We start from the raw sequence: 23,538 nt of genomic DNA, 5'->3' as shown, positions 1-23,538 counted from the left end.
GCCGCAGAGCTGCGGCCCGCTTTTCAGATCTGCCTCATCCACGCGGTACGGGGCCTGAGAGATTCAAGGGAGGAACTTGCTCCTTCGGCGCCCGGCGCACACGGTGACCGGGACTCTCCCGCGCGGATTCAAACGGCCGGTATGGAGTTGGCGGGCACATCATCGCACGCATCGCCGCCGAGCGGGACGCCCGGTCCGCAACTCGCCGACCCCCGCAAAAAGCTTGTGGCGCATTACCATTTCTTTACACTTCTTGGGCAAGGGTCATGGGCCAGGCCGACTGAGCTGACAGGGGGACGGCGATGATGTCGCAGGGGTCCGACACGTACCCGACGACCGCGGGGGTGCCCACACAGACGGGCACAGCCGCACAGCCCGGCGCACCCGCCCGGGACGGCACGGTCCGGGAGGGCACCCTCCGGGACGGCGCGGCTCGCCTCGCGCGGGTCGTCCGCGATCTACGGGAGCGGGGGCCCGCCCCGGCGGGCGGCGCGCGAGGGCGCGGCACGAAGAGCCTGGTGTTCGCCGAAGGCGATCTGGTGGTCGTCTCCGGGCTGCCCGGCAGCGGCAAATCGACCTTGATCCGGCGGGCCGCCGAGGCCACCGGTATCGACTCCCAGGACACCAGGGACCGCTGGGCACGCCGGCTGCCGGGCGCCCTGCCCTACGCCGTCTACCGCCCGCTCGTCCGGATAGCGCACTACGCGGGCCTGTGGCGCGCGCTCGGCTCCGGCGGGAGCGTCGTCGTCCATGACTGCGGTACGCAGACGTGGGTACGGCGCTGGCTGGCCCGTGAGGCCCGCAGGCGTGGCCGCCGGCTCCATCTCGTCCTGCTGGACGTCTCGCCCGAGGTGGCGCGCGCGGGCCAGCGGGAGCGCGGCCGGGGCGTGTCCGGTTACGCCTTCGCCCGGCACCGCCGCGCGGTCCGCCGCCTGCTCGCCGACGCCGAGAGAGGCCACCTCCCCCGGGGCTGCGCCTCGGCGGTCCTCCTCGACCGGGGCGCGGCGGCGGCACTGGAGCGGATCGCGTTCCCGGTCACCCGGGCGGAGTGAGCGACCACCCCGCTCATGCGCGCCACCCCGCCCACGCGCCCGCCCGCCGGGCCACGGACGGGATCCGGCCATCCGACCCAATCGCCCGGCCGGACGGAGCCGTTCGGGGGCGGCGCGGGAACCGGCCCTCGGTTTAAGGTGCTGCCGCGGGGGCGAGGGTGGCGAAGGAGAGCACGGTGAACACAGCATGGCCGGGCAACGAGCTGGAAGAGGTGCTCATGGCCTCGCTCGGCGCCGACGCGGCGGGCGGACGGCTGGTCGAGGTCCTGGGACGCAGTGAGGTCTGGGTGCCACTGCCCCAGGGCGGCGGCCCCGACAGCCCCGACCTCGATCTGCCGACGCTGGAGATAGAGGGCATCCCCTATGTCCCGGTCTTCAGCTCCGAGCAACAGTTCCTCCAGTGCGTCGGATCCCATATGGCCTTCACCGTCGCCCCCGCCCGTGACTTCGCCCGGGGGCTGCCTCCGCAACTCGGTATCGCGGTGAACCCGGGCGGTGTCGTGGGGATGCCGCTGCCGCCGCCGGCCGTCGCCGAGCTGTGCCGGGTGGGGCGTACGCCGCTCGACGGCCCGGCGAGCGGAGGCCGGGTCCGGCTCTTCCAGCCGGACTGGCAGGAGGATCCGGTCGAGTTCCTCTCCGCCGCCGGGGCCGAGTTCGAGGCCTCCGGCGTGGTGCTCTCGGCCCGCCGCGCGCTCGCCAGCGTCGAGGGCGATCCCCCCGCGCTGTTCATCGGTGTCCAGCTCTCCTCCTGGGAGGCCGGGGACCGTAACGCCCCCATGGACGCGCTCGGCCGGGCGCTGGGCCGGGTCGCGGTGGGCTGGCCCGTCAATCTCGTCCTGCTGGACGTGGCCCAGGACCCCGTCGCCGACTGGCTGCTGGAGAAGGTGCGGCCGTTCTATCAGCGCGCCCACGCATAGTCGCGCGCGGAACGGGCAGTCGGTACGAGCCGACAACCACGGGCGGACAGGGAAAGAGACCGGCCATGCCCGCGCCCCCATGGCGGGCGCGCCGGTCGTCAAGTCTGTGTCAGGAAGCCCCTCTAAGCTGGTTTGATGGCTGGGCCGCCGCACCGTGTGCCCGGCGGGTCGCCCTTCCCGCGGCGGACCGTGCCGGGCGCCCGCGGACGCGCGGACTTCGGGGGGCTGGACGAGTGGTGGATCGAAGAGGGGCGGGACCCAGAGTGAGCGCGTCAGGCACCGCGGCGGCCGGGCAGGTCGAGCACATGCTGCGCCAGGTGACGCCTGGACGTTACGACGCGTACGAGGCGCTGCTCCAGGCGCTCGCCGACGACAGTGTCTGGATGCTGCTCTGGCACGGCCGCGCCGGATCGCCCGAAGCCCAGTACGGCAACATGGAGATCGACGGCCTGGGGTACGCCCCGTGCGTCACCTCCGCCCAGGAGCTGGCGGTCAGCGGTTGGACACGGGCCCACGAAGTGGTCTCGGGACGCGACATCGCCCGCGCCCTCTACCCGGACCGCTGGGGGATCTGGCTCAATCCGCACGCCCCCGGCGGCGGTGTCGGCATCCCCTGGCTCGATCTGCGCCGGATCGCCACCGGTCTCGACCGGATGCCCGCGGGACCGCTCAGGCTCTCCGAGCCCGCCATCGAACTCCCGCAGTTCTACGCCCAGCTGACCCAGAACGCGCATCGCACGCCCGCCGTGCGCTCCCTGCGCCGTGCCTGGGTGCAGCCGGCCCTCGGCGCCCCGTATCTCGCGATCGGCCTCGACCTGTACGACACGGGCCCGGCCTCCGTCGACTCCGTACGCACGATGATGGGGCAGTCGATCGCCGCGGTCCCGGACGGGCTGCCGGTCTCGACCGTCGCGATGTCCGACGAGTACGACCCGGTCACGATGTGGCTGCGCGCCAACACCAGGCCCTTCTACGACCGCGAGGCGCATGCCGCGCCCGCGCCGTCTCCGGGTTACGGCTACCCGCCGCCGGCCACCCGCGCATACTGAGCGGCACCGCGCGCGGTACGGCGCCGTGCGGCGAGGCGCGCACGCACCGGTTTCCTCCCTCGTGGGGGAAGTTGGGCGCCATGTCCGATCTGAGGGAATAGTGACCGAGATGGTCCGCTGAGAAGATCACAACGTCCGGATAACGGTAACCCTCGGATCGCATCACGGTTGAGCAAACATTCCCCGTGAGGGCTGGCGGGTGATCGCGAAAGGACTGAAGACTCCGTGCAGCAGGTGGAGTCGGCCTAGTGTGCGATGCGCTGACAGAAAGCAGTTCCCCCCACATTTTCCGGGGGACCACCATGCGACATGTGAAGTGAAAGTGCCGCTACAGCGGCGGTCATGGGCCGGCCACCGTCGGCCGAGAGGGGTCTCCAGCGCAATGACGGCACCTATCGAGACCACCGGGTCGGCGGCGCAAGCGCAGCCGGAAGCGGTGCTGGAAGGCGCCGGGGGCAAGCAGATCGAGGGCCGTTCGCTCGGCCGGATCGCGTGGACGCGTTTCAAGCGGGACAAGGTCGCCATGGCGGGCGGCGTCATCGTGATCCTGCTCGTCCTTGTCGCCGTACTCTCCAAACCGCTCCAGTCGGTCTTCGGTCTCGACCCCAACGCCTTCAACCAGGACCTCGTCGATCCCACGCTGCTCGCGCCCAAGGGCAGCTTCGGCGGCATCAGCTGGGATCACCCCCTGGGTGTCGAACCGCAGACGGGCCGGGACATCCTGGCCCGCATCATCGAGGGCTCCTGGGTCTCCCTGGTCGTCGCGGCCGGGTCCACGCTGCTCTCCGTCGTCATCGGTGTCGTGATGGGCGTCGTGGCGGGCTTCTACGGCGGCTGGGTCGACAGCGCGATCAGCCGCATGATGGACACCTTCCTCGCCTTCCCGCTGCTCCTCTTCGCGATCTCCATCTCCGCGTCGCTCCAGGGCAGCGTGTTCGGGCTCGAAGGGCTCTCGCTGCGCATCGCCGTACTGATCTTCGTCATCGGCTTCTTCAGCTGGCCGTACATCGGCCGGATCGTGCGCGCGCAGACACTCAGCCTCCGGGAGCGGGAGTTCGTGGAGGCGGCCAGATCGCTCGGCGCGCGCGGCCCGTTCATCCTCTTCCGTGAGCTGCTGCCCAACCTGATCGCGCCGATCCTGGTCTACTCGACGCTGCTGATCCCCACCAACATCCTCTTCGAGGCTTCCCTGAGCTTCCTCGGCGTCGGTATCGCCCCGCCGCAGTCCTCATGGGGCGGCATGCTGTCCACCGCGGTCGATCTGTACCAGGTCGACCCGATGTTCATGATCATTCCCGGCATGGCGATCTTCATCACCGTGCTGGCCTTCAATCTGCTGGGGGACGGGCTGCGTGACGCACTCGACCCCCGTGGCAAATAATCGCGGCCTCGCCGCACCATCGATCGAGGGGGCTTTCCTCAGGTGAACAGCAGAAAGACAGCATCGGCCATAGCCGTCACGCTGGCGTTGGCGCTCGGTGCGACCGCCTGCGGCAGCGGTGACAGCAAGGACAAGGACGGCAGTGGGGGCGGCAGCGCGAAGGCCGATGCCGGACTGAGCAGCATCGTCAACGCCAGCACCAAGAAGGGGGGAACGGTCACGTACGAGCACTCCAGTGGCCCGGACTCCCTGGACCCGGGCAACACGTACTACGGCTGGGTGCAGAACTTCTCCCGCCTGTACGGCCGTTCCCTGGTGACGTTCAAGCCGGCCGCCGGCAAGGAGGGCCTCCAGGTCGTTCCCGACCTGGCGACCTCGCTCGGCAAGGGCAGCCCCGACGCCAAGACCTGGACCTACACGCTGCGCAAGGGCGTCAAGTTCCAGGACGGCACCGAGGTCACCTCCGCGGACGTCAAGTACGCCATCGAGCGCTCCAACTTCGCGCCCGAGGCCCTCTCCAACGGTCCGACGTACTTCAAGTCGTACCTGGAGGGTGGCGAGAAGTACAAGGGTCCGTACAAGGACAAGTCCCCCGAGGGTCTCAAGTCCATCGAGACGCCGGACAAGTACACGATCACCTTCAAGCTGAACAAGCCGTTCGCGGACATGGACTACCTGGCCGCGTTCTCGCAGACGGCCCCGGTCCCGCAGAAGGCCGACAAGGGCGCCGAGTACGTCCAGAACATCGTGTCCTCGGGCCCGTACAAGTTCGACTCGTACAGCGAGAGCCGCGGCGCGACGCTCTCCCGCAACCCCGAGTGGGACCCGGCGTCCGACCCGATCCGCAAGGCGCTGCCGGACAAGATCGAGCTGAAGTTCAACGTCAACGCCTCGACGATCGACGAGCACCTGCTCAGCGACTCGATCACCGCGGACATCGGCGGCACCGGGCTCCAGTCCAAGACGCAGCCGAAGGTGCTCGTCAAGGCCGACGAGAAGGCCAAGACGGACAACCCCTACGCGGGCGCGCTCCAGTACCTGGCGATGAACGTCAACGTGAAGCCGTTCGACAACATCGACTGCCGCAAGGCCGTGCAGTACGCGGTGAACAAGGCCGGTGTGGTCGACTCCATCGGCGGTGCGGTCAAGGGCGAGCCCGCCTCCACGATGATCCCGCCGTCGGTCGCCGGGTACAAGAAGTTCGACCTGTACCCGACCCCGGGCAACAAGGGTGACGCCGCCAAGGCCAAGGAAGCGCTCACCAAGTGCGGTCAGCCGAACGGCTTCAAGACCTCGCTGACGGCGCGTTCCGACCGTCCCGACGAGGTCCTGGCCGCGACGCAGATCCAGCAGAGCCTGAAGGCGATCGGCATCACCGCGGACATCAAGCAGTTCCCGGCCGACAAGTACTTCACGGACTTCGCGGGCTCCCCGAAGTGGGTCCACGACAACAACGCCGGTCTGATGATGATGGCGTGGGGCGCCGACTGGCCGACCGGGTACGGCTTCCTCGACCAGATCGTGAACGGCGCGGCCATCAAGCCGTCCGGTGGCACGAACCTGATGGAGCTGAACGACCCGACGATCAACAAGGCGCTGACCGACGGTATCGGCACCCTCGACGCCACCGCCCGCGGTGACAAGTGGGGCGAGGTCGACAAGCTGGTCATGGAGAACGCCTCGGCGGTTCCGCTCTTCTACCGCAAGAACCTGCTCTACCGCCCGGAGTCGGCGACCAACGTCACCGTCGCCGAGTCGTACCTCGGTATGTACGACTACGTGCTGATGGGCTCGTCCAAGTAAGTCCGCGGGACCCTCACAGCACATTCGGTAACACACTCAGTAACACCTGTTACATCAAACAGCACCCCCCGAAAGGCAGGTGAAGGTGTGGGGTCGTACGGGCGCACCCCGCCCGTACGACCCGGCACCGCACGGCTGTGGCTGCGTACATCATCCGACGCGTATTCGCCGCGGTGTTGCTGCTGCTGGTGGTCAGCGCAGTCACGTTCGCGATCTTCTTCCTGGTGCCCCGGCTGGGCGGCCAGACGACCGATTCACTGGCCGCCCAGTACGTCGGTAAGGGCGCCGATCCCGACGCCATCGCCGCCATCAAGGCGAACCTGGGACTGGACGATCCGCTCTACCTCCAGTACTGGCACTTCATCAAGGCCATCGTGGTCGGCGCCGAGTACAACCTCGGCCCCAACCCCTCGGTGTGCCACGCGCCGTGCTTCGGCTACTCCTTCAAGACACATGTCGAGGTCTGGCCCGAGATCGTTCAGCGCATCCCGGTCACCTTCTCGCTGGCCATCGGCGCGGCGGTCATCTGGGTCATCTCCGGTGTTGCGATCGGTGTCCTCTCCGCGCTCAAGCGGGGCTCGATCTTCGACCGGCTGACCATGGGCATCGCCCTGGCCGGCGTCTCGCTGCCGATGTTCTTCACCGGCCTGGTCTCCCTCGCCCTGTTCAGCTTCCACTGGACGATCTGGGAGAACCTCGAATTCGTGCCCTTCTCCGAGAACCCCGGCGAATGGGCGTGGAACCTCATCCTTCCCTGGTGCACCCTCGCCTTCCTGTACTCCGCCCTCTACGCGCGGCTCACCCGCGCCGGGATGCTGGAGACCATGGGCGAGGACTACATCAGAACCGCGCGGGCCAAGGGTCTGCGCGAGCGTCAGGTGGTCGTCAAGCACGGCCTGCGCGCCGCACTGACCCCGCTCGTCACCATCTTCGGCATGGACTTCGCGCTGCTGCTGGGCGGCGCGGTCATCACCGAGCGCGTCTTCTCCTTCCAGGGGATGGGCGCGTACGCCATCCAGGGCGTGACCAAGAGCGATCTGCCCATCGTGATGGGTGTGACGCTGGTCGCCGCCTTCTTCATCGTTTTCTGCAATCTGCTGGTGGACCTCGTGTACGCCGCGATCGACCCCCGGGTGAGGCTCTCATGAGCGACGACGTGCGCACGACGAAGGACGCGGGCGGCTCGTTCCTCTCCGTACGGGACCTCCGTATCCACTTCAACACCGACGACGGTCTCGTGAAGTCCGTCGACGGCGTCAGCTTCGACCTCCAGGCGGGCAAGACCCTCGGCATCGTCGGTGAGTCCGGCTCCGGGAAGTCCGTGACCTCACTGGGCATCATGGGGCTGCACAACTCCGAGCGCGCCCGGATCTCCGGTGAGATCTGGCTGGACGGCGAGGAGCTGATCGGCGCGGGCCCCGAGCGGGTGCGCGAGCTGCGCGGCCACAAGATGTCGATGATCTTCCAGGACCCGCTGTCCGCGCTGCACCCGTACTACAGCATCGGCGCGCAGATCGTGGAGGCGCACCGCGTCCACAACAAGGTCGACAAGAAGACCGCCAAGAAGCGGGCCATCGAGATGCTCGACCGGGTCGGGATCCCCGAGCCGGCCCGGCGCTTCAACGACTATCCGCACCAGTTCTCCGGCGGTATGCGCCAGCGCGCGATGATCGCCATGTCGCTGGTGAACAACCCCGAGCTGCTGATCGCCGACGAGCCGACGACCGCCCTCGACGTGACCGTCCAGGCGCAGATCCTCGACCTCATCCGGGACCTCCAGAAGGAGTTCCGCTCGGCGGTCGTCATCATCACCCACGACCTCGGTGTCGTCGCCGAGATCGCGGACGACCTGCTGGTGATGTACGCGGGGCGCTGTATCGAGCGCGGCGCCGCCGAGAAGGTCTTCTACCAGCCGCAGCACCCCTACACCTGGGGCCTGCTCGGCTCGATGCCGCGCATCGACCGGGAGCAGACCGACCGGCTGGTGCCGGTCAAGGGAACCCCGCCCAGTCTGATCAACGTCCCGTCCGGCTGCGCCTTCCATCCGCGCTGCCCGTACGCCGACATCCCCAAGGACAACCTCACCCGCACCGAGCGTCCGGACCTGAGGGAGATCACCGACGGGCACTTCTCCGCCTGCCATATGTCGGCGGCGGAGCGGGAACAGATCTGGACCGAAGAGATTGCGCCGAAGCTGTGACTGAGCTGAAGAAGAAGATTCCGGAGCAGGAGTCGGGGGCCGGGTCCGCGTCCGGGTCCGACAGTTCAGGACCCGAGCCGATCCTCAAGGTCAGCGGTCTGGTCAAGCACTTCCCGATCACCAAGGGCGTGCTGAAGCGCAAGGTCGGAGCGGTCCAGGCGGTCGACGGACTCTCCTTCGACGTGCGCCCCGGCGAGACCCTGGGCGTCGTCGGCGAATCGGGCTGCGGCAAGTCGACCATGGGCCGGCTGATCACGCGGCTGCTCGAACCGACCGGCGGAAAGGTCGAGTTCGAGGGCCGGGACATCACGCATCTGTCCGCCGGAGCGCTGCGTCCGATGCGCCGCGACATACAGATGATCTTCCAGGACCCGTACGGTTCGCTGAACCCGCGCCACACCATCGGCGGGATCGTCAGCACCCCCTTCAAGCTCCAGGGCATCGAGCCCGAGGGCGGCGTGAAGAAGGAGGTGCAGCGGCTGCTGGAGCTGGTGGGCCTCAGCCCCGAGCACTACAACCGCTACCCGCACGAGTTCTCCGGCGGCCAGCGCCAGCGCATCGGTATCGCCCGCGCCCTGGCGCTCAACCCGAAGCTGGTCGTCGCGGACGAGCCGGTCTCGGCGCTGGACGTGTCGATCCAGGCGCAGGTGGTGAACCTGCTGGACGACCTCCAGGACGAGCTGGGTCTGACGTACGTGATCATCGCGCATGACCTCTCGGTCATCCGCCATGTCTCGGACCGGATCGCGGTGATGTACCTCGGCAAGATCGTCGAGCTGGCCGACCGCACGTCGCTGTACGAGTCGCCGATGCACCCGTACACGAAGGCGCTGCTCTCGGCCGTACCGGTGCCCGACCCGAGCAGGCGCGGCGGGAAGAGCGACCGGATCCTGCTCAAGGGCGATGTGCCGTCGCCGATCTCGCCGCCGAGCGGCTGCCGCTTCCACACCCGGTGCTGGAAGGCGACGGAGGTCTGCAAGACGACCGAGCCGCCGCTGATCCAGCTGGCGCCGGGCCACCAGGCGGCCTGCCACCACCCGGAGAACGCTCCCGACCAGCGTCCGAAGGACACGGTGTCGGTGGCGGCGCGGGAGACGGTGGAGCTGGCGGCGCAGACGCCGGACGAGGCCCCGGGCGACGCCCCGGCCACCGGTGACGCGGCTGCCGAGGCGCCCGCCGAGGACGCGAAGAGCACGGGCAAGGAGTAGGGGATCCCCGGTCCTGAGCCCGAGCGGTCAGGACCGGGTCGGGTCCGTAGGGGCCGATGGTCCGCCGGGACCGTCCTTCGGGGCGTGTCCCGGCGATCCCGCACAATGTCCGAGTGCTCCACGACCTCTTCACACCCTCCGTCCAGCATGCGCTCGATCTCGCCGGAATCTTCGTCTTCGCGATATCCGGCGCCCTGCTCGCCGTACGCAAGAACTTCGATGTCTTCGGTATGGCGGTACTCGCCGAGATCACCGCGCTCGGCGGAGGGCTGCTCCGTGACCTGATCATCGGGGCCGTCCCGCCCGCGGCCTTCACGGATCTCGGCTATTTCTCCATGCCTCTGGTGGCCACCGCGCTGGTGTTCTTCCTCCATCCCCAGGTGGAACGCATCCAGGGTGCGGTCAATGTCTTCGACGCGGCGGGCCTCGGTCTCTTCTGTGTGACCGGCACCACCAAGGCGTACGAGTACGGTCTCGGTCTCACCGCCTCGGCGGCGCTCGGGCTGGCCACGGCGGTCGGCGGCGGTGTGCTCCGTGACGTCCTCGCCAATGAGGTGCCCTCGCTGCTGCGCTGGGACCGCGATCTGTACGCCGTCCCGGCCATCGTCGGTGCCGCGATGGTGGCGCTCTGTATACGCTTCGACGCGCTCAACGGGCTGACCAGCGCCTTCGCCGTACTGACCGCCTTCGTCCTGCGACTGCTCGCGATGCGCTTCCACTGGCGGGCGCCGCGCGCCTGGAACCGGCGCTCGGCCGCGGCCGAGGAGACCTCTGCTCTGTGAGCTGCGTAAGCTACCGCTTAGTACAATCCTGTTGTACGGTTACCTGTCATGGCACAGGCATCCATCGGTGACAGCGAGTTCGACCGCGGTACCGCCCTCACCCTCCGTGAACCGGGCGTCTACGACGCACAGCTCTCCCCGGGCTGGACGATCATGAACGTCGCCAACGGCGGCTATCTGCTGGCGCTGATGGGCCGCGCCCTCGGCGACGCGCTGCCGCACTCCGACCCCTTCGCCGTCTCGGCCCACTACCTCACCCCGTCCACGCCCGGCCCCGCCGTGGTGCGCACCGTCACCGTACGGACCGGACGGACCCTCTCCACCGGACAGGCCTCCCTCTTCCAGACCGCCGAGGACGGCCGCGAGGTCGAGCGGATCCGGCTCATCGCCTCCTACGGGGATCTGGACGCGCTGCCCGACGACGTACGGACGGCCGCCAAGCCGCCCGTCATCCCGCCGCTTGAGCGGTGCGTCGGCACGGACGTCGGCCCGCCGCCGCCCGGCGACTTCTCGATGCTCGACCGCCTCGCCATACGCATCGACCCGGCCACGATCGGCTGGGCGGTGGGCGCGCCCTCCGGGCAGGGCGACATGCGCGCGTGGTTCGAGTTCGCGGACGGCCGCGACCCCGACCCGTACTCACTGCTCCTCACCGTCGACGCCCTGCCGCCCACCTCCTTCGATCTCGGGCTGACGGGCTGGACCCCGACCGTCGAACTGACCACGCACATCCGCTGCCGTCCGGCGCCCGGCCCCCTCCGGGTGGCGATCATCACCCGCAATCTGGCCGGTGGCTTCCTGGAGGAGGACGCGGAGGTCTGGGACAGCGCGGACCGGCTGGTGGCCCAGTCGCGCCAACTGGCCCGCGCGCCACGGGAGTGAGCCGTCCGGCGCGGCCCGCGCGGAGAGCGGCCGGAACACGGCTGTACACCGGACGTTCCGGCGGACCGGCTGCGTGCCCGGCGGGTCCCGGCTCGTAGAATCGGGACCACCATGGCTTACCTCGACCACGCCGCGACCACTCCGATGCTGCCGGAGGCGATCGAGGCGATGACCGCCCAGTTCGGCCTCGCCGGCAACGCCTCCTCGCTCCACGCCGCCGGGCGCCGGGCCCGCCGTACCGTCGAGGAGGCCCGCGAGACGCTCGCGGAGGCCCTTGGCGCACGGCCCAGCGAGGTGGTGTTCACCTCGGGCGGTACGGAGGCCGACAACCTCGCCGTGAAGGGCCTGTACTGGTCCCGTCGCGCCGCCGACCCCGGCAGGACCAGGGTGCTCGCCAGCCCCGTGGAGCACCACGCCGTCCTCGACGCGGTGGAGTGGCTGGGGGAGCACGAGGGCGCGACCGTCGAGTATCTGCCGGTCGACTCCTACGGCCGGGTGCGTCCCGAGGCGCTGCGCGAGGCCATCGAGCGCGACCCGCTGGATGTCGCGCTCGCCACCGTCATGTGGGCCAACAACGAGATCGGCACCATCCTGCCGGTCCGTGAACTGGCCGAGGTGGCGGCCGAGTTCGACATCCCCCTGCACTCCGACGCCGTCCAGGCCCTCGGCCAGACGGAGCTGGACTTCGGTGCCTCGGGCCTCGCCGCGATGACCGTCTCCGGCCACAAGGTCGGCGGCCCGTACGGAATCGGCGCGCTGCTCCTCGGCCGGCAGTACACCCCCGTACCCGTGCTGCACGGCGGCGGCCAGGAGCGCCATGTGCGCTCCGGCACCCTCGATGTCCCGGCGATCGCGTCCTTCGCCGTCGCGGGAAGGCTCGCCGCCGAACGGCGCGAGGACTTCGCCCGCGACGTCGGCGCCCTGCGGGACGGACTGATCGAGGCGGTACGTACGGCCGTCCCCGATGTGGTGCTCGGCGGCGACCCGGTCCACCGCCTGCCCGCCAACGCCCACTTCAGCTTCCCGGGTTGTGAGGGCGATTCGCTGCTCCTGCTGCTGGACGCCCAGGGCATCGAGTGCTCGACGGGCTCCGCCTGTACGGCCGGTGTGGCCCAGCCCAGCCATGTCCTGCTGGCCACCGGCAGCGACCCCGATCTGGCCAGGGGCACCCTGCGCTTCTCCCTCGGCCACACCTCCACGGCGGCGGACGTGGAGGCGGTGGCGAAGGCCATCGGCCCGGCCGTGGACCGCGCCAGGAGCGCGGGCCTCAGCTGACGCTGACGCGGGCCTCGGCTGATCCGGGGCGGGGCTCCGTCGGGGGTCAGGCGTCCTGTACGAACTTCATGTAGCGGTCCCAGTCCCACTTCGTCCCCGGGTCCGTGTGGTCCGTGCCGGGGACCTCCACATGCCCGACGATGTGCTCGCGGTCGACGGGTATCGCGTACCGCCTGCATATGTCGGCGGTCAGCCGCGCCGAGGAGCGGTACATGGCGTCCGTGAAGGACGAGGCCTCGTCCACCCAGCCCTCGTGCTCGATACCGATGGAGCGTTCGTTGTACTCGCGGTTGCCCGCGTGGTACGCCACGTCCAGCTCGCGGATCATCTGTGCCACATGGCCGTCCTTGCGGACCACGTAGTGCGAGGCTGCGCCATGGCCGGGGTCGCGGAAGACCTTCAGCGCGACCTGATAGCTGCCCTGGACGACATGGATCACCACCCGGTCGATCGTGTAGTCGTCGGGACGGTCCGCCCGTCGCCAGTTCGCGGAGGAGGCCGCCACCCACTCGGAGCCCGCGTAGTCCAGCTCACCCTCCTTGCGCGGCTTGGCGACGCCGGGAACGCGATACCACAGATGCCCCAGCTCCTCCCGCGCGAGCACGCCCCCGCCGAGCACGGCCGCCGCGCCGCCGATCAGCACCGCCCGGCGGCGGACCTTCGTACCGTCCGACGGCGCGCGGCGGCTCCCGCCCGCGCGATGGCCCCCGCCCGCGCCGCCGCCCGTCGTGCTCTGTGTGTTCTCGCCCATGTGATCGTCAACGCATACTCGCGCGACTGTGGTTCCCCCGGGCCGTACTCTGGTTGGGCTATGACTCAGAATTCCCAGCGCACTCGCCCTCTTCGCGTCCTCGCCGCCATGTCGGGCGGCGTGGACTCCGCCGTGGCCGCCGCCCGTGCCGCCGAGGCGGGCCACGACGTGACCGGAGTGCATCTCGCGCTCTCCGCGAATCCGCAGTCCTTCCGTACCGGCGCGCGCGGCTGCTGCACCATCGAGGACTCCCGCGACGCGCGCCGCGCCGCCGATGTCATCGGCATCCCGTTCTATGTGTGGGATCTCGCCGAGCGCTTCCGCGAGGACGTCGTCGAGGACTTCGTCGCGGAGTACGAGGCGGGCCGCACCCCGAACCCGTGTCTGCGCTGCAACGAGAAGATCAAGTTCGCGGCGCTGCTCGACAAGGCGCTCGCCCTCGGCTTCGACGCCGTGTGCACGGGCCACTACGCGACGGTCGTCATGGGCCCCGACGGGGCGCGTGAGCTGCACCGCGCGAGCGACATGGCCAAGGACCAGTCGTACGTACTGGGAGTTCTCGACGAGCGTCAGCTCGCCCACGCGATGTTCCCGCTCGGCGACACGCTCACCACCAAGGACGAGATCCGCGCGGAGGCCGAGCGCCGGGGCCTGGCGGTGGCGAAGAAGCCCGACAGCCATGACATCTGCTTCATCGCGGACGGCGACACCCAGGGCTTCCTGGCGGACCGGCTCGGCCGGGCGGAGGGCGACATCGTCGACGAGTCCGGCACGAAGGTGGGCAGCCACGACGGCGCGTTCGGCTTCACGATCGGCCAGCGCAAGGGCCTGCGCATCGGCCACCCGGCGCCCGACGGCAAGCCGCGCTATGTGCTGGACATCTCACCGGTCGACAACACCGTGACGGTCGGCCCGGCCGCCGCGCTGGACGTCATGGCGCTGACCGCCCGCAAGCCCCGCTGGTGCGGCACGGCCCCCACCGGCCCCGGCGGCTACACCGCCCAGCTGCGCGCCCACGGCGGCGAGACCGCGGTGACGGCGGAGCTGGCCGACGGCACGCTCCACGTCCGCTTCGAGGAGCCCGTACGCGGCGTGGCGCCCGGCCAGGCGATCGTGCTGTACGACGGCACGCGCGTGGTCGGCTCGGCGACGATCGCGACGACGGAGCGGCGTACGGGAGCCCTGGCGGGCTGATCAGCCGACGGGCCTCCGGGGTGTGAGGTCGAACACGCCGTACGCGAAGCCCTGGGCCGTGATCGCCCCGCCGTCGACCGCCACGCCGGAGGCTTCGAGCGCGCGGGCGTGCGTGGTGTCAGGGGCATCGGGGGCGTCCGCCGTGCAGACCGCCGGGGTCGCGCGCGGGTTGACGACGACGAGATAGCGCCCGCCCCTGACGTAGACGAACGGGTAGCCGGAGTGCAGCACCTCGACACCGCCCGCCGCGCCCAGTTCCGGTGTCGCCCGGCGCAGGGCGATCAGACGGCGTACGAGATGGAGCAGCGAGCCCTCGTCGGCCCGCTGGGCGGCGACGGTGGGACGGTCGGGGCTGGGGTCGAGCGGGAGGTACAGGCTGTCCGCGGCGGGGGCGGTCGAGAAGCCCGCGTTCGGGCCCTCGTCCCACTGCATGGGCGTGCGGGAGCCCGCACGGTTGTAGCGGGGGCCCAGGACACTGCCCTCGGTGTCGGGCAGGCCGGGGATGAAGCGCATGCCGATCTCGTCGCCGTAGTAGATCGCGGGCAGCGTCGGCCAGGTGAGCTGGAAGGCGAAGGCGGCGGGGAGCTGTTCGGCGGTGCGCGGGCCGCAGTTGAGGCGCGCGAAGTCGTGGTTCGCGGTGGGCAGGGCGACGTGCCCGCCGTCACCGATGACGGAGACCGCGTCCCGCCAGGCGTCCACGAAGGTGCTCGGTGAGCCCTCGCCCCCGGGATCGAAGAAGCACTCGACCGGGTCCCAGCCGTCATTGTCGGTGCCGTGCCGGTTGTTCCACAGGGAGCGCAGCGGACGTCCCTCGGTCGGGCCGCCGAACTGGAGGAAGAAGTCGGTGTGGAAGCCGGCGGGAACCGATACGGCCGGGTCGCCCCACTCGGCGAGCAGGACCGCCTCGGGATGGGCGGTGTCGAGCCAGTGGCGCAGCTCGGTCCAGAGCTTGCGGGTCTCGCCCTGGCCGGGGTCGTCCTTGACGAGCGAGGCGGCCATGTCGACGCGGAAGCCGGCCAGTCCGAGACCGAGCCAGTGGTCCATGATCTCCCGCAGGGCGGCGCGGTTGGCCAGCGGGCCGGGGGCGTCGGGGGCCTGACGCCAGGGTTCGGCCGGATCGCTGCGCGCGTAGCCGAAGTTGAGCGCGGGCTGCGAGTCGAAGAAGTTCGGCAGATAGGCGCCGGGGCGAGCGCCGGGCGAGGCCACGAACCCGGCGGGCGGTGGGGTGTCCGCATCGGAACCGGCGCGGATGTCCCGCCCGGATCCGGTGTCTGTTCCCGCGCCGGGGCCGGTGCGCCTGTCCGTCCCGGGGCCCGGGCGCGCGTCGGTCCAGATGTAGCGGTGGTCCTCGGGGTCGTCGGCGGATGCCGTGAACCAGGGGTGCCGGTCGGAGGTGTGTCCGGCGACGAGGTCGAGCAGGACCCGTATGCCGCGCCGCCGGGCCTCGTCCACCAGCCGGGCGAGATCGTCGTCGGTGCCGTAGCGGGGCGCGACGGTGAAGTAGTCGCTGATGTCGTATCCCGCGTCGCGGAAGGGCGAGGCGAAACAGGGGTTGAGCCAGACCGTGTTCACGCCCAGCCAGGCGAGATGGTCGAGGCGTCCGGTGATACCGGCGAAGTCACCGATGCCGTCGCCGTCGGAGTCGGCGAACGACTGCGGGTAGATCTGGTAGAAGACGGCGTCGGCCAGCCAGGCCGGGGCGGGGCGGAACGGAGTCATGGTGTCGGTACGGCCTTCCCTGCGGTGACCGGGAGTTCAGCTTGTCATGCCCGTTACAGAAGCGTGACCGGGCGGACTCTTGTGAGTGTCGAAGAGCCTCCCCCAGGGTTCTGTATGCGCATACAGGCAGCGCATACATGCTGCCACACGCTCCCGCCCCAGGAGCCGCCACCCGCTCTCTTCCACTGAGGAAGTACGACGCCATGACGCATGTCCCCGCACCACGCCGCCGCACCGTCCTGGGCGGCGCCGCCCTCGGCACACTCGCCACGGCGGGCCTGTCCGCCCGGACCGACCCGGCCGCGCACGCGGCGCAGGCCGTGCGAGGAGCGCCCGCGGCCCCGGCCCCGGCCGGCTCCGTCTCGTACCGGAACAAACAGATCCTCATCGACGGCGAGCCCGCGCTCGTCCTCGCCGGCGAGATCCACTACTTCCGGCTGAAGCGGGCGGACTGGCAGTCACGGCTCGACCGGGCGAAGGCCGCCGGCCTCAACACCATCGCCTCGTACATCCCCTGGATGTGGCACGAACTCCCGGACGGCACCATCGATGTCACCGGCCGCACCCGCCCCGAACGCGACCTCGGCGCCTTCATCGACCTCGCCCACCGCAACGGCTTCCTGTTCATCGCCCGCCCCGGCCCCTTCACGATGGCCGAACTCAAGGGCGAGGGCGTCCCCGACCGGGTGCGCGAGGAGCACCCGGAGATCGTCTCCACCGGCTGGTACGACGCCCCCGCCACCACCCCCACCGTCGACTACCTCGCGCCCGCCTTCCTCGACGAGGCGCGCCGCTGGTACGCGGCCGTGATGCCGGTGCTCGCGCGACGGCTGCGCGGCAGGGGCGGCCCCGTCGTCTCCGTACAGCTCGACAACGAGATCGGCATGCTGGCGTGGGTCAGCAACTCGCCCGATCTCACGGACCATCTGACGGCGGACTTCGACGGCTGGCTGCGCGAGGAGTACGGGGAAGAACTGGCCGGCCGCTACCCGTTCGCCGATGCGGACCCGGCCGGACGGCGCAAGGCGATCCGCCACCCCGAGGACGCGTACGGCGCGGCACTGATGCACGATCTGGGCCGGTTCATGCGGGGCCGCTTCGCGCGGTACGTCACCGAGCTGCGCCGGGCCGCCGAGGCGGACGGCGTCACGGGCATCCCGTTCGTCATCAACATCCACGGCACCTCCGACAGCCGTGCCGAGCCCTTCCCCATCGGCATCAGCCAGCTGATGGAGACCTACGCGGGGATCGAGGGGACGATCTCGGGCGCGGACTTCTATCTGGGCGATCTGACCCTGCGCAATGTCACCGATCTGTATCTGATCAATGCCTTCATGGACGCGGTCAATGACAAGGATCAACCTGTCACGGCGCTGGAGTTCGACGCGGGGCACGCCGACTACGGGCAGAACATGGACAGTCAGACCAGCCCGTCCGGGGTCGATCTGAAGACACGTCTCTGTGTGGCGCAGGGCGCGAAAATGATCAACTACTACCTGTTCGCGGGCGGATTCAACCCGAAGCTCGACAAGCCGACGGGCGACGGGAACGACCGCATCGGCATCACGGGGGAGCGGCACGGCTTCGCGGCGCCGGTCGATCCGGAGGGCCGTCCTGGCGTCAGCTACGCGTCGACGCGCCGGACGGTACGTGCCATGGGCGGGCTCGCCGAGGTCCTCGCGCCGATGCGGGCGACCTATGACGAGGTGGCGCTCGGCTTCGTACCCGATCACTATCTGACCGAGTACCACCCGCCGAAGCTCGCGTCGGTCCAGCGGGTGCTGGACGAAGCGGTGAACACGCGCGGCGCCGGCCCCCGGGGCTCCCTGGCCCGCGCGATGCTCCTCGGCGGTTTCCGCTACCGGAGCGTCAACCTCCAGGCGGGCGACCTCGACCCGGCGCGCGTACCGGTGCTCGCGCTGGCCACCGGCGAGCATCTGGGGGCGGAGCTCCAGCGCGGGCTGGTCCGCTATCTCGAAGCGGGCGGAAAGCTGCTGCTGTCCGGCAGGCTCCCGGTCAAGGACATGGCCGACCGGCGGTGCACGGTGCTCGCGGAGGCGCTGGGGCTCACGGTTGGCGACACACTGACCGACGCGAACCGGTTCTGGCTCTCGGTCACCGCCCACGGCTGGGCGGCGCCCCTGCCGGAAGTGCGCCTCTCCCGCGCCCAGTTGTGCGCGCCCGCGCGCGGTACGACGGTGCTGCGCGAGCTCTCCACGGGCAAGGGCTGTGGCTTCGACATCCCCGTGGGCCGGGGGCGGGCCGTGGTGATCACCACGGACTACCAGTGCGATCTGACCTTCTGGGGCCGCGCCTTCCGCGCGCTGGACGCCGCACCCGCCCTCGGGCACAGCGCGACCGATCCGGGTGTCTTCCTGCTGACGACGGCGGACGACGCGCGTGGACGGCTGCTGCACGCCTTCAACGTCTCCTCCGGCTACGACCAGGACTTCACGGTCACCGAACACGGCAAACCCCTCTTCGGCGGCGAGAAGCTGCACCTGCCGGGGCGTACGGGGGCGATGCTGCCGCTCGGACTGGTGGCGGGCGGGCTGAGGATCGCGTACGCGACGGCGGAACTCACCGGTGTGGCCGACGACAGGGCGACCTTCCGCGCGCTCGGCGGGGAGGGCGGCGGGGGCGCGGAAGGCCGCGAATCGGTGGTCGCGGTGGAGGGCGGGGCGGTCTGCGACGGCGCCCGTGTGTCGACGGAGGGCGGACGGACGGTGCTGCGGGTACGGCGCGCCGAGTTCACCGTCCGCCGGGCCTGACGCACCGCGCGGCCCCGGGCTTTCCCGGGGCCGCGCGGTTCTCGGCGTGATCAGTCCGATGGCGGTCGGTGCGGTCGGAAGGGGGGGCCCTGTCCCGCTACCGGCCCGCCTGAAGGGCCGACCATGTCGCGGGACCGGCTACGCCGTCCACGGACAGCCCGCGGCCGCTCTGGTACTCACGTACGGCCTGGGTCGTACCCGGCCCGAACTGGCCGTCGGCGGAGACGGTCCGGCCGAGGGCCGCCGTCAACGCGCGCTGAAGACGCTCCACCACGGCGCCGGTGCTTCCTTCCCGCACCACGGAGGTGGTCCCGGCCGCGAGCAGCGCCGTCCAGGTCCGGGCGCCCACCACGCCGTCCGCGGGCAGCCCGCGCGCGCTCTGGAAGGACTTGACCGCGTTCGTGGTCCCGCTGCCGAAGATGCCGTCCACGGTGCCGGCGTTGTACCCCTGCTGGTTCAGCAGGGTCTGAGCGGCCTTCACCTGGGCGCCGGTCGAGCCGCCGCGCAGTGTGTCGTACGAGGGGAAGCTCAACTGGACGCCCCCGCCGCCCCCGCCGCCGCTGCTGCCTCCCACCAGCTGCATGAAGTAGTTCCAGTTCCAGTTCGGTCCCGGATCGGTGTGGTCGTTGCCCGGCACCTCCGAGTGGCCGACGATGTGCGCCCGGTCCTTGGGTATGCCGTACCGGTCGCAGAGGTACTTGGTGAGGGCGGCCGACGACCGGTACATCGAGTCGGTGAACCAGCTCGGGTCGCTGACGAAACCCTCGTGCTCTATGCCCAGGCTGGAGGAGTTGGCCGAGCGGGCGTGGTACGCGGTGTCGCTGTCGCGGACCATCTGGGTGATGGCGCCGTCCGAGGAGCGGACCACGTAGTGGGAGCTGACCTTCGAGGACGGGTTCTGGAACCAGCTGATGGTCCCGGCGTAGGAGCCCTGCGTGACATGCATGACCACGCTGCTGATCGACGCGGACCGGCCGGCGGCGTAGTTGGCCGAGTTGGCCGGCACCCACGCCGCGTCGGGGTAGTCGGGGGAGAGCGCGGCGCGCCGCCGATCCGTGTCCGCGGCCTCGTACGGGCCGCGTTCCGGCTCGACGGCGCGGGGCCGTACGGTGACACTCTCGCCGCCCGCGATGTCCGCGTCGATGCCCTGCGCGAGGAGCGTGTAGACGGTGTCGGCGTAGAGCCGCGCGGTGCGGACGTCGCTCGCCCCGCCGTACCGCGCCACCGCCGGGTACCACTCGTCCACATCGCCGCGCTCCGCGGTGTCCAGCCCCAGCCCGTCGGCGTAGGCGCGCAACACGGCCGCGCCGCCACGGATGTTGGCCGTCGTGTCCTCGCGCAGCTCGGTGCTCCGCTCGCCGGTCAGCTCGGCGGCCTTCTCCAGGGTGCGGTGTGTCGGATTGCTCACCAGATGCATCACCCCGTAGCCGTTGGCCTGGCTGGGTTCGCCGAGGTGTCCGTCGAGGTGTGTCTCGCCGTAGCCGACGGCCACCAACAGGTCCCGGGGGACATCGAATTCGGCCGCGGCCCGGGTGAAGGCCCGGCTCATGCCGTCCCGGTCGGACGGGGTGACGGGCGCGGGCGCGGCGCCCGCGGACTGGGCCGTGGCGAGGAGCACCGTGGTGACCAGGCCACCGAGTGCGGACAGCGCCGTTCTCCTCAAGGGCGTCCTCCGCCATGGCCTGTTCCCCGGCGTCGATCGTCGGTACATGCTTCCTCCTGGCCGATTCGCGGTCTCCGCCGGAGCGGATCCGTGGGGGCAACGCGAGTGGGGTCTGCGCGAGCGGGGTCTACGCGCATGGGTCCGCGTGCGTGGGTCCGTGCGCGTGGGTCCGCGTGCGCGGGGGTATGCGAGTGGGGGTCTACGCGAGTTGAACGCACCACTCCTATCGAGTGGTCATGCCCACGTCAAGTCCGCGTGCCGCGTACGCCACGGAAGTGACCCATCGGCCAGAAATCGCGCTTACCGGTGCAAAGTCACGCGCCCTCGCCGGCGAGAGGAGCTACGCCGCGAAGAACTCCGCCAGGACCGGCGCCAGCACATGCGGTGCCACCTCATGTGTCTGCCCCGTCAGCGTGCGGTGCCGGCCACGAGGGAGGGCCTGCGCCACCGCGCGGGCGGCGTCGCGCAGCGGCAGCGGGCTGGCGCCGCCGTCCACCACCATCGCGCGGGTCCTGATCGTCGCCAGCCGGTCGGCCGGGATGAGCCCCTGGCCCAGTACGGCGTTGTCGTACGCCAGGGTGTGCGCCAGCGCGGCCAGCTCCGGCCACATCGGGGACCGGCGCACCCGGGCGATCATCTCGGGCACCATCCCCACCAGCGAGAGGAACAGCTCCACCGCCTCGCCCCGCCGCCCCCGCGCGAGCAGATCCACGAGCCGCTCGCGATAGGCCGCGTTGCCCGGCAGCTCGGCCGGATCGGTGGCGTACGGAGGCTCGTACACGGCGAACTGGGTGATCGGCACGCCCGCCGCCGTCGCCTCCAGGACCAGGGCCGCGCCGGAGGACATGCCGTACACGGACGCGCTTCCGCCCGCCACCTCGACGAGCGCGGCCAGATCCTCGGTCTCCCGCTCCACCGCGTACGGACCGCTCTCGCCGCTGGCACCGCGCCCGCGCCGGTCATAGGTGATCACATCGAAGCGCGGCGCGAGCAGCTTTGCCAGCGGGGCGTCGGATTCGGCGGTGTCGAGCGCGCCCCCCACCAGAATCACCGGCGGCCCGTCCCCCGACCGCCGGTACGCGATCGGGGTGCCGTCCCCCGATGTCACCGTGCACACATTGTCCATACCGACTCAGACCCGCGTGCCCGGCGCAACTCATCGCTCGCGGCGGAAGTTTTTTCTCAGGCCGCGACGACCTCCGTGTCGTAGAAGCAGAAGTGGTCCTTGACCTGGGCGACTTCGGCCTTGGGCGTGGGGTACGCCCAGACGGCGTCCGGCGCGCCCGGCAGCGACCAGTACGAGGCGTCGCCCTTGAACGGGCAGTGGGTGGTGGTGTCGGAGCGCGTCAGCAGATCCGTGCGCACGTCCTCGGGCGGGAGGTAGTAGCGGACCGGACAGCCGGTCTCGCGCAGGAGCAGCGGCCTGCGGCTCTCCGCGACGATCTGTCCGTCGCTCACCACACGTACATGCTCGGTGCCCTGCTCGACGGTGATGGTGTGTCCTGCGGTCATGACGATCTGCCCCTTCGCCTTCGGAAGTACGGCCGGTTCCACCGCGTCGTCGACGCGCGGTCCCTCTACGGGATCAGCAACGAGCCATGGCGTGTTCTTCCCGCCCGTACCGTTGCCTCATGAATATCTGTGTCTTTCTCTCCGCCGCCGATCTCCCCGAGCGCTACACCCGCCCCGCCCGTGAATTCGCCGAACTGATCGGCAAGGGCGGCCACACCCTCGTATGGGGCGGCTCCGACAGCGGGCTGATGAAGGTGGTCGCGGACGGTGTGCGGGAGACGGGCGGGCGGCTGGTCGGGGTCTCCGTGGACTTCCTCAGCGGCGTGGCACGCCCGGACTCCGACGAGATGGTGGTCGCCAAGGACCTCGCCGAGCGCAAGGCCCTGCTGCTCGCCAAGTCCGACGCGGTCGTGATCATGGTCGGTGGTACGGGGACGCTGGACGAGGCCACCGAGATCCTGGAGCTCAAGAAGCACGGCCTGCACTCCAAGCCCGTGGTGCTGCTCAACACGGCCGGTTTCTACGATGGACTCAAGCAGCAGTTCCGGCGGATGGACGAGGACGGCTTCCTGCCGCTCCCCCTCACCGACCTGGTGTTCTTCGCCGAGGACGGGGTGAGCGCGCTCGCTTATCTGGAGGAGTCCGCGGGCGTTCAGTGATCGGGGCGCGGTGATGCGACCATGACCGCATGGCTACCCATCTGATCACCGGTGCGGGCTCCGGCATCGGCGCCGCCGTCGCGCGCCGGCTGCACGAGCGCGGCGACGACCTGATCCTGTTCGCCCGTGACGCCGGCCGCGCCGGGGAACTGGCCTCGGCCTTCCCCGGCGCCCGCACCCTCGTCGGCGACCTCGCCAACCCGGACCGGCTCTCCTGGGCGCTGGCCCAGCAGTCGCTGCCCGACCGGCTCGACTCGCTGCTGCACATCGCGGGCGTCGTCGATCTGGGCGCGATCGGGGACCTGACCCCCAAGAGCTGGCACCACCAGCTGAATGTGAACCTGGTCGCCCCCGCCGAGCTGACCCGGCACCTGCTGCCCCAACTCCGGGTCTCGCACGGCCAGGTGATCTTCGTCAACTCGGGCGCCGGGCTCAGCGCGCACGCCGAGTGGGGGGCGTACGCCGCGTCCAAGCACGGCCTCAAGGCACTCGCCGACGCGCTGCGCGAGGAGGAGCGGGCGAACGGGCTGCGGGTGACCTCCGTCTACCCGGGCCGCACGGCGAGCCCCATGCAGGCCAAGGTCCACCAGCAGGAGGGCAAGGAGTACGACGCCGCCCGCTGGATCGACCCAGGGTCCGTGGCGTCGACGATCCTGGCGGCGCTGGACCTGCCGCGCGACGCGCGGATCGACGACGTGACCGTACGGCCGGGCCGGTGAG

The 23,538-nt window shown here is 70.5% G+C and carries 20 protein-coding genes and 1 riboswitch; of the genes, 15 read left to right on the top strand and 5 right to left on the bottom strand.

What is annotated here, in order from left to right:
- Window positions 1-33 precede the first annotated feature (33 nt).
- Window positions 34-131, bottom strand: a riboswitch (glycine riboswitch).
- Window positions 132-302: 171 nt separating this feature from the next.
- The 11 genes from M1203_RS34720 (at window position 303) to M1203_RS34670 (ending at window position 12,549) form a co-directional block, all read left to right on the top strand.
- On the top strand, window positions 303-1,052 hold the full coding sequence (locus M1203_RS34720; RefSeq protein ID WP_249953831.1) for an AAA family ATPase: 750 nt from the start codon (window positions 303-305) through the stop codon (window positions 1,050-1,052).
- Window positions 1,053-1,228: 176 nt separating this feature from the next.
- On the top strand, window positions 1,229-1,969 hold the full coding sequence (locus M1203_RS34715) for an enhanced serine sensitivity protein SseB (protein WP_308404950.1): 741 nt from the start codon (window positions 1,229-1,231) through the stop codon (window positions 1,967-1,969).
- 263 nt (window positions 1,970-2,232) lie between these two features.
- Window positions 2,233-3,018 carry an enhanced serine sensitivity protein SseB C-terminal domain-containing protein gene (locus M1203_RS34710; RefSeq protein WP_249953830.1) on the top strand — a complete coding sequence of 262 codons (786 nt, stop codon included), beginning with the start codon at window positions 2,233-2,235 and terminating at the stop codon, window positions 3,016-3,018.
- Window positions 3,019-3,400: 382 nt separating this feature from the next.
- Window positions 3,401-4,399: an ABC transporter permease gene (locus M1203_RS34705; RefSeq protein WP_249953829.1), complete on the top strand. Its 999-nt coding sequence runs from the start codon at window positions 3,401-3,403 to the stop codon at window positions 4,397-4,399.
- 42 nt (window positions 4,400-4,441) lie between these two features.
- Window positions 4,442-6,202 (top strand): ABC transporter substrate-binding protein, encoded by a 1,761-nt coding sequence (locus M1203_RS34700; protein ID WP_249953828.1) that lies wholly within the window; start codon window positions 4,442-4,444, stop codon window positions 6,200-6,202.
- A gap of 137 nt (window positions 6,203-6,339) precedes the next feature.
- The gene (locus M1203_RS34695; RefSeq protein WP_249953827.1) at window positions 6,340-7,350 is read left to right on the top strand and encodes an ABC transporter permease; all 1,011 of its coding nucleotides are present in this window, start codon (window positions 6,340-6,342) and stop codon (window positions 7,348-7,350) included.
- Complete coding sequence (locus M1203_RS34690; protein WP_249953826.1) at window positions 7,347-8,402, top strand: ABC transporter ATP-binding protein; 1,056 nt, start codon at window positions 7,347-7,349, stop codon at window positions 8,400-8,402. Before M1203_RS34695 ends, M1203_RS34690 begins: the two co-directional genes overlap by 4 nt.
- Window positions 8,399-9,610 (top strand): dipeptide ABC transporter ATP-binding protein, encoded by a 1,212-nt coding sequence (locus tag M1203_RS34685; protein ID WP_249953825.1) that lies wholly within the window; start codon window positions 8,399-8,401, stop codon window positions 9,608-9,610. Before M1203_RS34690 ends, M1203_RS34685 begins: the two co-directional genes overlap by 4 nt.
- 113 nt (window positions 9,611-9,723) lie before the next feature.
- Complete coding sequence (locus tag M1203_RS34680) at window positions 9,724-10,392, top strand: trimeric intracellular cation channel family protein (RefSeq protein WP_249953824.1); 669 nt, start codon at window positions 9,724-9,726, stop codon at window positions 10,390-10,392.
- 48 nt (window positions 10,393-10,440) lie between these two features.
- On the top strand, window positions 10,441-11,274 hold the full coding sequence (locus tag M1203_RS34675; protein WP_249953823.1) for a thioesterase family protein: 834 nt from the start codon (window positions 10,441-10,443) through the stop codon (window positions 11,272-11,274).
- 111 nt (window positions 11,275-11,385) lie between these two features.
- Window positions 11,386-12,549, top strand: a complete 1,164-nt coding sequence (locus M1203_RS34670; RefSeq protein WP_249953822.1) for a cysteine desulfurase family protein — start codon at window positions 11,386-11,388, stop codon at window positions 12,547-12,549.
- A 46-nt stretch (window positions 12,550-12,595) separates the two neighbouring features.
- On the opposite strand, the gene M1203_RS34665 is transcribed toward M1203_RS34670, so the two are convergent.
- Window positions 12,596-13,300, bottom strand: coding sequence for an N-acetylmuramoyl-L-alanine amidase (locus tag M1203_RS34665; protein ID WP_249953821.1), 705 nt, complete (start codon window positions 13,298-13,300; stop codon window positions 12,596-12,598).
- A gap of 60 nt (window positions 13,301-13,360) precedes the next feature.
- Here M1203_RS34665 and mnmA point away from each other — a divergent pair, with 60 nt between their 5' ends.
- Entirely contained in the window at window positions 13,361-14,494 is a 1,134-nt protein-coding gene (gene mnmA, locus M1203_RS34660; protein ID WP_249953820.1) for a tRNA 2-thiouridine(34) synthase MnmA, read from the top strand.
- Here the strand turns inward: mnmA and M1203_RS34655 are convergent, their stop codons facing one another.
- Window positions 14,495-16,213, bottom strand: coding sequence for an alpha-amylase family glycosyl hydrolase (locus M1203_RS34655; RefSeq protein WP_249953819.1), 1,719 nt, complete (start codon window positions 16,211-16,213; stop codon window positions 14,495-14,497).
- Window positions 16,214-16,416: 203 nt separating this feature from the next.
- Between M1203_RS34655 and M1203_RS34650 the strand changes: the two genes are divergently transcribed.
- The gene (locus M1203_RS34650; RefSeq protein WP_249953818.1) at window positions 16,417-18,984 is read left to right on the top strand and encodes a beta-galactosidase; all 2,568 of its coding nucleotides are present in this window, start codon (window positions 16,417-16,419) and stop codon (window positions 18,982-18,984) included.
- Between the two features lie 97 nt (window positions 18,985-19,081).
- Here M1203_RS34650 and M1203_RS34645 read toward each other — a convergent pair whose 3' ends face one another.
- From M1203_RS34645 to M1203_RS34635, 3 genes are all read right to left on the bottom strand, one after another.
- Window positions 19,082-20,695 (bottom strand): peptidoglycan-binding protein, encoded by a 1,614-nt coding sequence (locus M1203_RS34645; RefSeq protein WP_249953817.1) that lies wholly within the window; start codon window positions 20,693-20,695, stop codon window positions 19,082-19,084.
- 292 nt (window positions 20,696-20,987) lie between these two features.
- Window positions 20,988-21,764, bottom strand: a complete 777-nt coding sequence (locus tag M1203_RS34640) for an alpha/beta fold hydrolase (protein ID WP_374404735.1) — start codon at window positions 21,762-21,764, stop codon at window positions 20,988-20,990.
- A gap of 65 nt (window positions 21,765-21,829) precedes the next feature.
- Window positions 21,830-22,165, bottom strand: coding sequence for a DUF427 domain-containing protein (locus tag M1203_RS34635; RefSeq protein ID WP_249953869.1), 336 nt, complete (start codon window positions 22,163-22,165; stop codon window positions 21,830-21,832).
- A 113-nt stretch (window positions 22,166-22,278) separates the two neighbouring features.
- Here M1203_RS34635 and M1203_RS34630 point away from each other — a divergent pair, with 113 nt between their 5' ends.
- Both M1203_RS34630 and M1203_RS34625 read left to right on the top strand, forming a co-directional pair.
- The gene (locus tag M1203_RS34630) at window positions 22,279-22,818 is read left to right on the top strand and encodes a TIGR00730 family Rossman fold protein (RefSeq protein ID WP_249953815.1); all 540 of its coding nucleotides are present in this window, start codon (window positions 22,279-22,281) and stop codon (window positions 22,816-22,818) included.
- Between the two features lie 29 nt (window positions 22,819-22,847).
- A complete protein-coding gene (locus M1203_RS34625) occupies window positions 22,848-23,537 on the top strand; it encodes an SDR family oxidoreductase (protein WP_249953814.1) in 690 nt (229 codons plus the stop codon).
- Window position 23,538 lies beyond the last annotated feature (1 nt).

This window comes from Streptomyces sp. 35G-GA-8 (assembly GCF_023534745.1).
GTDB lineage: Bacteria > Actinomycetota > Actinomycetes > Streptomycetales > Streptomycetaceae > Streptomyces.
This window is presented reverse-complemented; position numbering and strand designations above follow the sequence as displayed.

What these genes read in the sequence shown, in the direction of transcription:
- M1203_RS34645 (WP_249953817.1), bottom strand. Translation starts at nt 20,695, where the DNA reads ATGTACCGACGATCGACGCCGGGGAACAGGCCATGGCGGAGGACGCCC.
- M1203_RS34690 (WP_249953826.1), top strand. Translation starts at nt 7,347, where the DNA reads ATGAGCGACGACGTGCGCACGACGAAGGACGCGGGCGGCTCGTTCCTC.
- M1203_RS34630 (WP_249953815.1), top strand. Translation starts at nt 22,279, where the DNA reads ATGAATATCTGTGTCTTTCTCTCCGCCGCCGATCTCCCCGAGCGCTAC.
- mnmA (WP_249953820.1), top strand. Translation starts at nt 13,361, where the DNA reads ATGACTCAGAATTCCCAGCGCACTCGCCCTCTTCGCGTCCTCGCCGCC.
- M1203_RS34670 (WP_249953822.1), top strand. Translation starts at nt 11,386, where the DNA reads ATGGCTTACCTCGACCACGCCGCGACCACTCCGATGCTGCCGGAGGCG.
- M1203_RS34625 (WP_249953814.1), top strand. Translation starts at nt 22,848, where the DNA reads ATGGCTACCCATCTGATCACCGGTGCGGGCTCCGGCATCGGCGCCGCC.
- M1203_RS34675 (WP_249953823.1), top strand. Translation starts at nt 10,441, where the DNA reads ATGGCACAGGCATCCATCGGTGACAGCGAGTTCGACCGCGGTACCGCC.
- M1203_RS34665 (WP_249953821.1), bottom strand. Translation starts at nt 13,300, where the DNA reads ATGGGCGAGAACACACAGAGCACGACGGGCGGCGGCGCGGGCGGGGGC.
- M1203_RS34705 (WP_249953829.1), top strand. Translation starts at nt 3,401, where the DNA reads ATGACGGCACCTATCGAGACCACCGGGTCGGCGGCGCAAGCGCAGCCG.
- M1203_RS34655 (WP_249953819.1), bottom strand. Translation starts at nt 16,213, where the DNA reads ATGACTCCGTTCCGCCCCGCCCCGGCCTGGCTGGCCGACGCCGTCTTC.
- M1203_RS34720 (WP_249953831.1), top strand. Translation starts at nt 303, where the DNA reads ATGATGTCGCAGGGGTCCGACACGTACCCGACGACCGCGGGGGTGCCC.
- M1203_RS34650 (WP_249953818.1), top strand. Translation starts at nt 16,417, where the DNA reads ATGACGCATGTCCCCGCACCACGCCGCCGCACCGTCCTGGGCGGCGCC.